This window comes from Pontibacter sp. HJ8, from assembly GCF_054824225.1.
Window position 1 is genome coordinate 1 of sequence record NZ_JSYF01000315.1, and the last position, 12,831, is coordinate 12,831.

Sequence of the window (12,831 nt, forward strand, 5' to 3'; positions counted from 1 at the left end):
TATGATGTCACTTTTTACAAGCTGGATCTGCAACTGGAGCGTACGTCTACTTTTATTTCAGGGAATGTCACTACCCAGGCTTCACTTCGGGTAGCGCGGCTCGACACCTTTGCCTTTGAGTTGCACCCTAATTTCCAGATTGACTCGGTGCTGGTGAATGGGCGCAGGCAGGTAGCCATAAGCCGTAGCGCGGGAGATGTGTCTGTCCGGCTTGCCTCACCTATACCTGCACCTGCCAAGCTTACAGCTCATATCTTCTACAAAGGCACGGCACCATCCGGCGCAAGCGCTGCCATCGGCAATGGCTTTAGCAGTGCACGGGAGTATAATTGGGGAGGAGCAGATGTAACCTGGAGCCTGAGCGAGCCTTATGCCGCCTACGAATGGTGGCCCACCAAACAGGTGCTCACAGACAAAGCTGATTCGGTACATGTATTTGTGACCACCAGCACGGACAACAAGGTAGGTTCCAATGGTTTGCTTACCGCCACGGTTCCGCTGCCGTCCAATAAAGTGCGCTATGAATGGAAGTCGCGTTACCCGATTGCTTACTACCTTATCTCTGTGGCAGTTTCCAATTACCTGGAGTATACCCTGACGGCCAATCCTGCGGGAGCAGCGGCTCCTATACCTATCATCAACTATGTATACAACACCACCACCCTGAATCTATTCAAGAAGGAGATTGATCAGACGGTCCCGTTACTGGAGACATTCTCGGAGTTGTTCTCACTCTACCCTTTCGCGAAGGAGAAGTACGGCCATAGCATGGCACCCATGGGCGGTGGCATGGAACATCAGACCATGACCACGCAAAGCACCTTTAACTTTACCCTGACTGCCCACGAGTTAGGACACCAGTGGTTTGGCGATAACGTGACCTGCGCCTCCTGGTCTGACATCTGGCTGAACGAAGGCTTTGCTTCCTATGCCGAGTACCTCGCGCTGGAACGCTTACGGCCTTTATCCGCGCCGGAATGGTTGTCAACGATGCAGGGCCGGGTACTGGCAGCCCCGGATGGGAGTGTGTTTGTAGAAGACACTTCTGATGTAAGCCGGATTTTCAACTACAGGCTGAGTTACCTGAAAGGAGCCATGGTGCTGCACATGCTTCGCTTCACCTTAAACAACGATGCGTTGTTCTTCCAGGCGCTCCGCAAGTATCAACAACAGTATAGCGGCAAAACGGCCACCACAGCAGACCTGCAACGGGTGTTTGAAGAGACAAGCGGCCGGGACCTGGGCTATTTTTTTGAGCAATGGTACAAAGGCGAAGGCTGGCCTACCATTACCATTAACTGGGAGCAACAGGGCAATCAGCTGGTAGTGAACGCGACACAGACCCCAAGCGCCAGCACACCTTTCTTCAGGACGGAGGTAGAGTACCTGCTCCAGACAGCGAGTGGCGATACCCTGATCCGCGTTCCGCAAACCCAGCCTGCCGAGCAATACCAGGTCCGTATCAACAGGGAAGTAACCGGTGTTGTCATTGATCCGGACTCCTGGCTGCTGGCCCGAAAAGTGAACGCAAACGTGACGGCTGCGCCTGCTCTTCCCAGTCAGGCCCAGGTTCACATCTATCCGAACCCGGCACAGCATACACTCATCCTGGAGCACCTGCCCTTCGACCCAACCGCGCTGGAAGTGCACGACGGGACAGGCCGGCTCCTACTCCGGCAGCCGCTGCAGCGAGGCCAGGAAGCCAAGCTATCCGTGACCACGCTGCCGGCAGGCTTATACCTTGTGCGGGCTACCAACGGCAGCCGGTATTACCAGGGCAAGTTTGTGAAGGAATAGGATTTATAGCCCGTAGCCATTCGTTCCGCCATACTGTCCCATCATCATGGCCTGCACCTGCTGCGCCTCTTTGATGTTATACTCAAAAGCCAGCCGCTTGTAGTTGAAGACATCGACAATGGTACCAATAAAGCAAAGACCGCCGGTAAAAATGTAGAGTATCCCCATACCAATGTGGCCCAGCATGAAGCGGTGGACGCCGGCTATGCCAAAGAAACCAATAGCGGCTGTAACCAGGACCAACATCGGGTCGCGCCGGCGGGCTCTGTAAATGCTGGCAAACTGCTGGGCCTCCTGCTCCGACATGTTGTTGACAATCCCCTGGATAAAAGACATTTCGTCCGGCTCCAGTTCAGGCATGATATTAAAAACGTTAGGCATGGTAGGTATAGGTTAGTTGATTTTTCTTTAGAAAGCGGTACTGCCGCAGCAGTGAAATAATACGTCCGCCAAGTATAAGCAGCGCCGGCACCCCCATTGGGTGCGCTTCCCACGAAGCCACCCACTCCCCCCGAAACAAAAAGGCAATGCTGTGCCCCAGGCCGCAGCCAGGGCACCCTTTCTCCAGCACCCAGCTGACAGGGCACAGGCTGAAAAGATGCTCTCCCACCGGATTCATCCCGGCCAGCACAGCAATGCCAGCCAGCCAACAAGCAGCTTCGACCAGGCCGCCCCGGGCTGCGAACATTCCTTTATCCATCAAAGGTATAGCCATTCCGAAAGCGATTTAACTTAAACCAGGGACAAGCGTACGATATTAGCACGATATAATTTATACTATAAATGCGACAATACCAAACCTATGAAACAACTCTACTTTCTTCTACTGCTGGCATGCCTGCTCTTTCTGAGCAGTTGCTACAGCATGCTGTCCTCGGAAGGGGGCGGCCAGGGAGCTGTCCGCACGGATAGCCGCCCTGTGAACCCGGCAGATGTAGCATTGCCGCCCGGCTACCGGATAGAGCAAGTAGCAACAGGACTGACGTTTCCTACGGACGTGGCATTCGATGAACAGGGCCGCCTGTATGTGATCGAAGCCGGCTATTCGTATGGCGAAGAGTTCCTGGAGCCACGGCTGCTGCGCATCGAAACATCCGGCAACCTGACCCCGGTCGCTACAGGCACAAAGAATGGCCCCTGGACAGGTATAGCCTTTCAGGACGGCAATTTTTATGTAGCAGAAGGCGGCGCCATGGAAGGGGGTAAAATTCTGCGGATATCCCCCGAAGGAAACATCACTGCCCTGCTGGAAAACCTGCCCTCAGCAGGCGATCACCATACCAATGGCCCCGCTGTAGGCCCCGACGGGAAGCTATACTTTGGCATCGGCACCGCGACCAATTCGGGTGTGGTCGGCCAGGACAATTATGACTTTGGCTGGCTCAAGCGCAATCCCGACTTTCACGACATTCCCTGCCAGGACATCACGTTGAGCGGGCAGAATTTTGAGAGTGAAGTGCCCCTGGCTTCCGCTCCACAGAAGCAGAGCACCGGCGCCTACTCCCCCTACGGCACCAGCACCACAAAAGGCCAGGTCATAAAAGGAAGCCTTCCGTGCACCGGCTCCGTCATGCGTATAGCTCCAACAGGCGGGCAACCGGAACTGGTGGCCTGGGGATTCCGCAACCCGTTTGGGCTTGCGTTCTCACCGGAAGGACAGCTGTATGTGACCGACAATGGCTACGACGAACGGGGCAGCCGGCCGGTATGGGGAGTCGGGGATTATCTCTGGCTGGTACAGGAAGGGCAGTGGTATGGCTGGCCCGATCATGCGGGTGGCCTCGCCTTCAACGGAGACCGGTTCAAGTCATCCAAGGGCAAAGCCCCGGAACCCTTACTGGCCAGTAATCCCGGCACACCACCCCGTCCTGCCGCTACACTGGGAGTACACTCCTCCTCCAATGGCATTGATTTTTCTACTTCCGGCACATTCGGTTTTGAGGGGCAGGCTTTTATTGCGCAATTCGGCGATATGGCACCGGGGGTAGGCAAAGTGGTAGACCCGGTAGGCTACAAAGTAGTGCGGGTAGAGGTGGACAAAGGCGTGATCACCGATTTTGCCGTGAACAAAGGAAAGGAAAACGGCCCGGCCTCCTGGCTGAAGAACGGAGGCCTGGAAAGACCCGTAGCCGTTAAATTCTCTCCGGATGGCCATACGCTCTACATCGTAGATTTCGGGGTGATGAAAACGACGGAAGCAGGTCCGCAGCCACAGCACAAGACAGGCATGATCTGGAAAGTAACCAAAAATAACCGCTAAGTCTATGAGAAGCTATACCTTACTTTGTGTCGCCTTCCTGCTCCTGCTGACACTAAGCTACTGCGGCACGGCCCGCCGGGGCGAACCGCTCTACAAACCCGTGAACCTGGAAAATGAACAGGTAGCCCAAGGGCAGGTCGTGTTCATGCGGTACTGCGACAAATGCCACCCCGGAGGCGAGTCCGGTTTGGCTCCCGCCATCAACGACAAACCGGTCCCGGGCTTCGTCATCCGCTTTCAGATCCGGAACGGGCTGGGTGCTATGCCGGCCTTCAAGAAAGAAGTGATCCCAGCTCAGGAGCTCGACGACCTGATGGCCTATATCAAGCAGCAGCGCAAAGCAAAAGACAAGCCCGAAACCGCCTCAGCCGCCAACTTCAGGCCCTGAATACGTATGCAGAGTATAACCAAACAGAAAACCTATGCATTGCAATGTCGGATTAAAAGAGCAGAAGCTGCGGGTGCTGGCAGGTATGGCCATCATTGGGCTCGGCGCCTATTATAATATGAAAGGACTGGCGGCTGTCGGCCTTGTCCCGATACTGACAGGTATGCTGCGCTACTGCCCGGTGAACCAGGCCATCGGCTACAATGGCTGCACGCACCACAGGATACAGAGTGCCGTACTCTAGCGGAAGCGACTATCCCGGACATCCTCTGAAAGTGTAGCCGTTGCGCTATACCTGCAGCGCTCTAACCTGATAAATGACCATGACCGACAAAGCGATGCTGATCTACGACGGCGACTGCAGTTTCTGCAAGTACTGGATCAGAAGATGGAGCGCCAAAACCGGGGACAAGATACAATACAAGCCTTACCAGGAGGTGCCGGAAGGCTATTTCGGTATCACCCGGAAAGAATTTAAGCGCGGAGTCCAGTTTATTTCTCCCCAGGGCCAGCACTTCAGCAATGCCAGGGCAGTGTTTGAGGTACTGGCCATAGGCGGCAGCAGTTCCTGGCGATGGGTCTATCACCGCATTCCGCTTGCCGGCAGGCTGTTTGAATTCAAGTACCGCACCATCGCCAACCACCGCGATTTTTTCTTCAGGCTCACCAAGTTGTTTTTCAGGGATGCCTGATGAGATTTCCCCATTGAACATTATTTGCTACCTTCAGTATAGAACCTATACCTTTTAGCGTACGCGACACCCTTTTCCTTCACATGAGAAAAATCATCCTATACATTGCCGCCAGCACCGACGGCTACATTGCCCGCCCCGACGGTAACATCGATTGGCTCCACGACAAAAAGTACACCATACCTGACGAAGATTTCGGTTACACAGCCTTCATGCAGACCATTGACACGACCCTGATGGGCAACACGACCTACCAGCAGGTGCTGGGCTTTGATGCCACTTTCCCCTACCCTGACCTGAAAAACTATGTTTTCAGCAAATCGGAGCAGCAGAGCACGGAGGCGGTTACTTTTGTAAAAGACAAGGTGGTGGACTTTATAGAGCAGCTGAAAGAGCAGCCGGGGAAGGATATCTGGCTGATCGGCGGCGGCCAGCTCAACGCAACCGTTCTCAACGCCGGCCTCCTCGACGAGATCATTCTGACCTACATCCCGATCATCCTGGGCAAGGGCATTCCGCTTTTCTCATCTGAAACCAACGAACACAAACTCAAGCTGATCCCGACGGAGAACAAACTGTACCGCAATGGTTTTTTGCAGGTCAGGTATAGGTGCTAAAAAAACCGTTGCGTGGCTCTACAACAAAAAGCACCGCTTTGCAAACTGGCAGAGCGGTGCTTTCTTTTAGTGCATGAGGTGCAAATGTCTTCGGGTGCTTCCTGTAAATTTTAATTGGGCTAAATCCGGCAAGAATACCTTTGGGTTAAAATTCAGGGCCCTGGTTATTTGATTCCGGCACTGGCATTAGGATCTTCCGCAGGCTTGTCACCTGGCTCGTCCTCTTTGTGCTCACCGGCTCTTCTGTGTTCCCTTTCCAGTCTTTCTTCACGCAGCATCTCATCGTTGAGGGCATCTGAAAACTGGTGGGTAAAACCCAGGTTATCGCCCGCACTTGGCAGGTTATAGTTTCCGGTATTAAAAAATAATCCTGAAAGGAAACTTCCTCTGTGTCGTCTCATCTTACGCTCCTTCCTTTGCTTTGTATGCCGGATCTTATCGGCAGGGTGATTAATTGGTTTACAATAATATATACGTATTTCAGGTTAGTTCGACCTCATTCCGGTACTTAAATCAGGATGAATTGCATTTGATTGCAACACTATTTAGTCAGAACTAAAAAAGCCTGTGCAGACATCATATCTGCACAGGCCTTTCGCTATACCTATTGTACTCCTACTTCTTTTTCTTCGCTTTCGCCTTTGCTTTTTTGGCTTTGGCGGCTTTTGCTTTAACTTCTCCTTCCTCCGCTTCTTTCATCAAAGCTTTCCAGTCGAACTTAGCGGCCGGGCTGAAGTCGATGGTGGCTTCGCGGTCGTCGGGGTCCAGTTCCAGCACTTTGATGTCTTTGGTCAGGTAGGTCTGTATCTCGTCCAGGATCGGTTTTTCTTCGGCGCTGCAAAACGACACGGCTATCCCTTTGGCAGTGCCCCGGCCTGTACGTCCCACGCGGTGTACATAGTTCTCCGGCTGGTCAGGCAGGTCGTAGTTGACCACATAGTCCACGTTGGGTATGTCGATGCCGCGTGAGCTCACATCGGTGGCGATCAGCAGCTTCACGTCGCCTTTCTTGAAGCGCTTCATTACCTCGGTGCGGTCTTTCTGCTCTTTGCCGCCGTGCATACTCACCGACTCTATCCCCACGCGCTCCATGGCTGCTACCACCCGCTCGGCACGAACCTGCGTGCGCACAAAGGCCAATATCTTTTTATCCGGGTTCTCTTTCACTACCCGCTCCAGGAAAAAGCGTTTTTCATCCATCTCCACATACATCACCGAGTGGTCCACGTTCTTGGACACCGGATCTTTGGGAGATATCTGAATGCGTACGGGTTTGTTTACCAGCGAGTAGGCCAGTTCTTTTATCTTTTCATCAATAGTGGCCGAGAAGAACAGCGTCTGCCGCTTGCGGGGCAGCTGTGCGATAAGCTGCCGGATATCGTGGATAAAGCCCAGGTCCAGCATGTGATCGGCTTCGTCCAGCACCAGCACTTCGACGCGCTCCAGCCGGATGTGCCCCTGGCTCACGAGGTCAAACAGGCGACCCGGCGTAGCCACCAGCACGTCTATACCTGCTTCGAGCTTGGCGATCTGCGGCCCCTGCTCCACGCCTCCGAATACACAGAAGGTCTTCACGCGGGTGCCGCGTCCGATCTCCTCAAATACCTCCGTTATCTGCACGGCCAGCTCACGGGTCGGCACCATCACCACGCACTTGATGCCATCCTCGCGGCGGCGGTTCTTGGCAAACTGCAGCTTGTCCAGAATAGGTATAGCAAAAGCAGCTGTCTTGCCTGTACCTGTCTGGGCGATCGCCAGCACGTCCTCCCCTTTCATGATCGGCGGGATGGCCTTGAACTGGATATCGGTCGGCTTCCTGAAACCAAGCTTGTCCAGGCTTCTCTTTATCTCGTCGGATATGCGGTAATCTTCAAACTTCATGGTGTTGTCTTACTTGTATGCTGTTGCCTCCAAACTAACTACGGCAAAAGCGGCCTGCAAAGGTACTGTTTATTGTTCAATTGCGTGTATGATCCAAATTCTGCCCGGGCGGAGGGAGCCCCCAACGAAAGCGGCTATACCTGTCCGGATGCCTATGCAGCTTCAGATCCGGCTGAAACGATCCGGCAAAAGTAACCTTACCCTTTCTAGCCCACCCACTCCAGCACAGCAGCGCTCAGACGGGCAAAATCCTCCCCGCCTGCGCCATACGTATCGTAGGCAAACTTGAGGATAATACCGGTCACCACCACCAGGAACAGCGCCCGCACAAAGCCAGTACCGCGTTTTAAGGCCGTGCGCGTGCCTAACTGGGACCCGATGATGCTGCATACCGCCATCGGTATAGCCACTTCATAGAGCACGTGGCCTTTCCAGATGAAGTAGAGCAAAGCCGAAAGATTGGTGGCTACGTTCACCACCTTTGCTGCTGCCGATGCGGCCAGGAAGTTAAAACCAAACAGGCCGATAAAGATAAAAATAAGGAAACTGCCCGTGCCCGGCCCAAAGAACCCGTCGTAGAACCCAATCGCTGCGCCCACCATCAATCCGTACAGCCTCTCCTTCGTCTCGGTCAGTTTCGGTGCATGCAGCGAGCCAAAATCCTTTTTGATAAAGGTATAGATGGCCACCAGGATGAGCAGCAGCAGGATAAGCGGCTTGAGCAGATTGGCGTCCAGGTGACTCAGCGCCCTCGCTCCCAGGAAAGAGAAAACGAAGGCCACCACCGCCGCCGGCAGAATAGCCAGGTAGTTGATTTTGACGGTTCGAACGTAGCGCACCATGGCCGCAGTTGTTCCCGCTATGCCGGCAAACTTACCCGTGCCAAACAAGGTGGGCAGCGGCACTCCCGGCAGAAAGATCAAGAGTGCCGGCAATTGGATGAGGCCTCCCCCTCCAACTACCGAATCGATAAAGCCCGCCAGAAAAGCGAAAAAGCACAGGTAAATGATTTCTTCCACCGAAGTATAAGCTACTGAAAGTAAATGCGTAGAGCGCTGTAAAAAGTCGCGCAAGTTAAGAGAAAGTAGCTGTTATCCGGACAGGGAGGCAGAGGTATATTTTCAGGAATTTTTTAGGAAAGAAGAGGCTATACCTATACCTGGTTATGCCGCCAGTTTGAGCGCGACGGGCGCTGGTGGTTGTACATGAGAGCCTGTTTGTAACTGGCGAAAGAAGGAACATGGTTCACGCAGGCCTCAGCCCCTGACTCATGGTAAGCCACACATTACGCGGACACTAAACTTGCGGCACAAGAGGGTCCAGAGCCAGGACATTTGCACACTTAGGAAAGAGTTTATGTGGATAACACAGCTTATCCACATAAGTTACTAACATTTTTAGCTGACATCTAAATATATTAGCACCCATTCATACCCCAGGCACTACAACATCAGGCTTTGCTATACCTTACAGCTTCCCTCCCACGACAACCTGTTCTTTGTGCACACTTTTCTGCCCTTCGAGGTTGAAGAGCTCAATGTAAAGCAGGTAATAACCCAAGGCTGCTTTGGTGCCGTCCTGCCGCAGCCCATTCCAACGGAAAAAGCCATTGGACGCGAGCAGCTCGTTTCGGGCCAGCTTCCGTATCTCGCGTCCCTGCGCATCGAATATGGTGATGTTAGCCACAAAGCCGGTTTGGTCGGTGCTGTAATTGAGGATGGTAAAGTCCTCGTAGCCATCGTTGTCCGGTGAGAAGACTTTCGGATCGATGGTGAACATGCGTTGCGCCGCCATACCTGGCTGCGACTGTGAATTGGGATAGCCCGGCGTGGCAAACACGGTGGTAGCTGCCGAATGGAAATTAGCGGCCGTCGTAGGCCCCTCCAGCCGGATGCGTTCCAGTGAGACACCATTCCGGTCATCGATCAGGTTGAAGTGCATGTCTTCCGTATAATCCAAGCGGTCGGCAACGCGGCTGTCGGACTGCAGAACGACCACCGAACCGGCTGCATCGAGGTAAGAGGGCAGCGAGGCCATCCGCAGCAATGTTTCTTCACGGGCAGCAGGATAGTTTGATTTGATGTTTTCGGGATTGGAAGTGAGCACCACATATTGTCCCGGCGTCAGCACATAACTGCTGCCAGTCAGCACACGGAGGTTCGCTATACTGTCGTTGCTGCTGTTGGCCAGCTGCCAGCCCTGCAGGTTGATGTATTTATCGCTCCGGTTCACCAGTTCCACAAAGTCGGCACCGCCGGACCTCGGATTGAACAACACTTCGTTGATGACCACATCGCCGGGAACAGGCGCCGAGGGCAAAGCAAAAGTAGCTGACAGGGGCTGTGGGCTGAGGTTCCCGGCACAGTCGCGGATGCTAGTCGCTGTCAGGATATAAAGCTGGCGTTCCTGCAGCGGGGCAGCCAGTTGCAGCGTCACCTGCTCAAAAAGTGGCTCTTGCACCTGCACTCCGGCTATACCTATACCTGGACTTAGGGTATAATTGGCGACCAGCGCTGCCTGCGTACTATCCAGGCGCTCGTTGAAATGCAACAGCAGCTTATCGGGAGCCAGGGCAGTTATGCTGAGCAGCAGGGGCGGCACGTTGTCAGGTATAGAAGCAGCGACGGAATTCGGTTGGCCAGGTGTCCCGCCACGCGGATCATTGGAAGCTGCCCAAATTTCGGAACCTCCGCAGGGGTTGCCCACATCGATCATCTCCAGGCTCCAACCGCCGTTGCGCCTGGTGTTGTCGCGGTACCAGGTATCGTTGTAGTGCAGGGCATAGATCAAGGTGCCGTTGGGCTGGCGCAGTTGCAGCAGTTCGCCGGTGTTGTTCAGGCTCGGGAAATTGCTGATGCCGATCACGCGGCCATACTGGGTAAAATTTGGCACCTGCGTGTTGGGCACTACTACCGCATATTCTCCCGGCTGTAGCTGCACTTGCGGCAAAGTCGTGGTGGAGGTGGCGTCGGAGTAGCGGATCCCCTGCAGCGTCAGCACTTTATCAGTAGGGTTGTGCAGCTCAATGTATTCTACCGCCGGAAGCCCGATGGCCGGGGTTTCGCGGGCCATAATCTCTGTGATCAGCAACTCATTGTACCCGGGCAGTACGGCGGGCAATTCGAAAGCAAAAGTCTTTTCGACAGGAGGCGCCGGTGCATTGCCATACAGGTCCGCTATACCTTTCCATGCGATGGTGTTGGCCCCATTCCGGAAAGTTTGGCCAAAAATCAGCCGGACGGTTCCGGCAGCTATTAGCTCGGCTGCCGTTGGTTTTATACCTCCGTTCAAGGTATAGCTGGCCAGGTTCTGCGCCTGCTCCGGTGCCAGCGGCTCATTGAAGCGCAGCTCCAGCGATTGCGCGGTCAGCGGCTGCACACTCTCCAGCACAGGTGGCTGCGTGTCGGTGATGGAGAAGTCATCTAAGTAGAAGTTGCGGCTGTTGGCCGAGCTATACCGGAGCAGCACCCCGAAATAGGCCGCATGCTTGTGCGCAGCATCGGTAGCTACACCCTGGCTCCTGTAGCTTTGGCCGGTACCGGTCACGTCAATCTCCAGTTGCCAGGCGTAATCTATACCCCGGGTTACCCGCACACGCACCACATTGTTGGAAGTTGCGACCGTCTTATCTTCCCCATTGATGAGGATGACCGGACTTTTGCCGGCATCTTTCCGGAAAAGGCTTACTTCATCCGCTGTGCCTCCTATCCGCACAAAATAACCATTCACATCTGCTGCTTTCAGGTTTTCTTTGTCGGCGATAAGGAAAATATCGGCATAGTTGCTGGAGGAAGTTGCCAGCCGTAGGTTTGCCCAGAACTCCCAGACCGTACCTACTGCCGCCTGCGAGGGCGTGGCCAGATGCAGAAAGGTACCTGTTACGGCGGGTCCGTTGCTCTGGAGCTGGCGCTGGGCATTGACCACAAAGCTGCTTCCGTCGCCGGTCCAGGCAGGGCCTCGGGTAAAGTCGCCGTCGGAGAAATTATCCTGGAGCTGGGCTTGCAGCAGGAGCGGAAATAGCAGAAGGAGAACGAGTAAAGTTTGTTTCATGCGCTGAAATTGTGATAAAAACTTACTTACTTGCGATTGAGTGCGCCATTAAACCGGTCTACCGCAGCCTGGAACACCTCCGTGCCCCGGGTAAGGCCAGTAGAACAGAACCGCTTTCTGAAATTTTAGAACTATTACGGGAGTCGGTTCAGTTTTGGTATGAAGAGCAGTTAAAATCAAGGTGGTGGATGATGCGCGCAACAATTTAACGATCAACTATTAACCAATTTATCTATACCTAAAAACATGAAAGTAGCAGTAGTAGGCGCCACAGGATTGGTGGGCGGCGAAATTTTGAAAGTACTGGCGGAGCGTGACTTCCCGGTAACAGAGTTGTTGTTGGTTGCTTCTGAGAGATCTGTTGGTAAACAGATGGAGTTTAAGGGTAAACAGATAAAGGTTATCGGGATGCAGGACGCGATTGCGGCTGCCCCGCACATTGCCATTTTCTCAGCCGGCGGTAGCACTTCTACGGAGTGGGCGCCCAAGTTTGCCGAAGCCGGTATTACGGTGGTAGACAACTCCTCGGCCTGGCGCATGGACCCAACTAAGAAGCTGGTAGTGCCGGAAATTAACGCCAAGGAACTGACGAAAGAAGATAAGATCATTGCCAACCCGAACTGCTCGACCATCCAGATGGTAGTTGCCCTGAACAAGCTGCACGAGGAGCTGCAGGCAAAGCGCATCGTGGTGAGCACCTACCAGTCGGTGACAGGCACAGGCGTGAAGGCGGTAGAGCAGCTGATGAACGAGCGTGCGGGCAAGGAAGGCGAAATGGCTTACCCTTACCCCATCGACCTGAACGTGCTGCCGCACATCGACGTGTTCCAGGACAACGGCTATACCAAAGAGGAAATGAAAATGATCCTCGAAACCAAGAAGATCATGGGCGACGATTCCATCCGGGTAACAGCCACAGCGGTGCGCATCCCGGTAATGGGCGGCCACTCCGAGTCAGTGAACGTGGAGTTTGAGAAGGACTTTACGCTGGACGAGGTGTACCGCATCCTGAACGAAACCGAAGGCGTGAAGGTGGTAGACGATGTGAAGAACCTACAGTACCCGATGCCAAAAGACGCCCACGGCAAAGACGAAGTTCTTGTTGGCCGCGTTCGACTGGACGAAACCCAGCCACGCACGGTAAAC

At 54.1% G+C, this 12,831-nt stretch carries 13 protein-coding genes; 7 read left to right on the forward strand and 6 right to left on the reverse strand.

What is annotated here, in order from left to right; translation table 11 throughout:
- The coding region (locus OB13_RS13975; RefSeq protein WP_461490784.1) for a M1 family aminopeptidase at window positions 1-1,797 on the forward strand (1,797 nt) is incomplete at its 5' end.
- A gap of 3 nt (window positions 1,798-1,800) precedes the next feature.
- Here OB13_RS13975 and OB13_RS13980 read toward each other — a convergent pair.
- Together OB13_RS13980 and OB13_RS13985 are read right to left on the reverse strand one after the other, a co-directional pair.
- Window positions 1,801-2,178 (reverse strand): TM2 domain-containing protein, encoded by a 378-nt coding sequence (locus OB13_RS13980; protein ID WP_461490785.1) that lies wholly within the window; start codon window positions 2,176-2,178, stop codon window positions 1,801-1,803.
- Window positions 2,171-2,497: a DUF2752 domain-containing protein gene (locus tag OB13_RS13985; protein WP_461490796.1), complete on the reverse strand. Its 327-nt coding sequence runs from the start codon at window positions 2,495-2,497 to the stop codon at window positions 2,171-2,173. Before OB13_RS13985 ends, OB13_RS13980 begins: the two co-directional genes overlap by 8 nt.
- A 102-nt stretch (window positions 2,498-2,599) precedes the next feature.
- Here OB13_RS13985 and OB13_RS13990 point away from each other — a divergent pair, with 102 nt between their 5' ends.
- The 5 genes from OB13_RS13990 to OB13_RS14010 all read left to right on the forward strand — a co-directional run bounded on the left by OB13_RS13990 (window position 2,600) and on the right by OB13_RS14010 (window position 5,754).
- Window positions 2,600-4,057, forward strand: coding sequence for a PQQ-dependent sugar dehydrogenase (locus OB13_RS13990; RefSeq protein WP_461490786.1), 1,458 nt, complete (start codon window positions 2,600-2,602; stop codon window positions 4,055-4,057).
- A gap of 4 nt (window positions 4,058-4,061) precedes the next feature.
- Entirely contained in the window at window positions 4,062-4,445 is a 384-nt protein-coding gene (locus tag OB13_RS13995; protein WP_461490787.1) for a c-type cytochrome, read from the forward strand.
- A gap of 34 nt (window positions 4,446-4,479) precedes the next feature.
- Window positions 4,480-4,689 (forward strand): YgaP family membrane protein, encoded by a 210-nt coding sequence (locus OB13_RS14000; protein ID WP_461490788.1) that lies wholly within the window; start codon window positions 4,480-4,482, stop codon window positions 4,687-4,689.
- A gap of 73 nt (window positions 4,690-4,762) precedes the next feature.
- Window positions 4,763-5,137 (forward strand): thiol-disulfide oxidoreductase DCC family protein, encoded by a 375-nt coding sequence (locus OB13_RS14005; RefSeq protein WP_461490789.1) that lies wholly within the window; start codon window positions 4,763-4,765, stop codon window positions 5,135-5,137.
- Between the two features lie 83 nt (window positions 5,138-5,220).
- A complete protein-coding gene (locus OB13_RS14010) occupies window positions 5,221-5,754 on the forward strand; it encodes a dihydrofolate reductase family protein (protein WP_461490790.1) in 534 nt (177 codons plus the stop codon).
- Window positions 5,755-5,918: 164 nt separating this feature from the next.
- On the opposite strand, the gene OB13_RS14015 is transcribed toward OB13_RS14010, so the two are convergent.
- The 4 genes from OB13_RS14015 to OB13_RS14030 all read right to left on the reverse strand — a co-directional run bounded on the left by OB13_RS14015 (window position 5,919) and on the right by OB13_RS14030 (window position 11,685).
- Entirely contained in the window at window positions 5,919-6,155 is a 237-nt protein-coding gene (locus tag OB13_RS14015; RefSeq protein WP_461490791.1) for a hypothetical protein, read from the reverse strand.
- 214 nt (window positions 6,156-6,369) lie between these two features.
- Window positions 6,370-7,635: a DEAD/DEAH box helicase gene (locus OB13_RS14020; protein WP_461490792.1), complete on the reverse strand. Its 1,266-nt coding sequence runs from the start codon at window positions 7,633-7,635 to the stop codon at window positions 6,370-6,372.
- A 206-nt stretch (window positions 7,636-7,841) separates the two neighbouring features.
- Window positions 7,842-8,708, reverse strand: a complete 867-nt coding sequence (locus OB13_RS14025; protein ID WP_461490793.1) for a sulfite exporter TauE/SafE family protein — start codon at window positions 8,706-8,708, stop codon at window positions 7,842-7,844.
- A gap of 394 nt (window positions 8,709-9,102) precedes the next feature.
- Entirely contained in the window at window positions 9,103-11,685 is a 2,583-nt protein-coding gene (locus OB13_RS14030; RefSeq protein ID WP_461490794.1) for a lamin tail domain-containing protein, read from the reverse strand.
- A gap of 246 nt (window positions 11,686-11,931) precedes the next feature.
- On the opposite strand from OB13_RS14030, the gene OB13_RS14035 reads away from it, so the two are divergent.
- Window positions 11,932-12,831, forward strand: a 900-nt coding sequence (locus OB13_RS14035; protein ID WP_461490795.1) for an aspartate-semialdehyde dehydrogenase, incomplete at its 3' end; no start/stop codon positions are given.

What these genes read in the sequence shown, in the direction of transcription:
- OB13_RS14020 (WP_461490792.1), bottom strand. Translation starts at nt 7,635, where the DNA reads ATGAAGTTTGAAGATTACCGCATATCCGACGAGATAAAGAGAAGCCTG.
- OB13_RS14015 (WP_461490791.1), bottom strand. Translation starts at nt 6,155, where the DNA reads ATGAGACGACACAGAGGAAGTTTCCTTTCAGGATTATTTTTTAATACC.
- OB13_RS14010 (WP_461490790.1), top strand. Translation starts at nt 5,221, where the DNA reads ATGAGAAAAATCATCCTATACATTGCCGCCAGCACCGACGGCTACATT.
- OB13_RS13980 (WP_461490785.1), bottom strand. Translation starts at nt 2,178, where the DNA reads ATGCCTAACGTTTTTAATATCATGCCTGAACTGGAGCCGGACGAAATG.
- OB13_RS13985 (WP_461490796.1), bottom strand. Translation starts at nt 2,497, where the DNA reads ATGGATAAAGGAATGTTCGCAGCCCGGGGCGGCCTGGTCGAAGCTGCT.
- OB13_RS14005 (WP_461490789.1), top strand. Translation starts at nt 4,763, where the DNA reads ATGACCATGACCGACAAAGCGATGCTGATCTACGACGGCGACTGCAGT.
- OB13_RS13995 (WP_461490787.1), top strand. Translation starts at nt 4,062, where the DNA reads ATGAGAAGCTATACCTTACTTTGTGTCGCCTTCCTGCTCCTGCTGACA.
- OB13_RS14030 (WP_461490794.1), bottom strand. Translation starts at nt 11,685, where the DNA reads ATGAAACAAACTTTACTCGTTCTCCTTCTGCTATTTCCGCTCCTGCTG.
- OB13_RS14000 (WP_461490788.1), top strand. Translation starts at nt 4,480, where the DNA reads ATGCATTGCAATGTCGGATTAAAAGAGCAGAAGCTGCGGGTGCTGGCA.
- OB13_RS13990 (WP_461490786.1), top strand. Translation starts at nt 2,600, where the DNA reads ATGAAACAACTCTACTTTCTTCTACTGCTGGCATGCCTGCTCTTTCTG.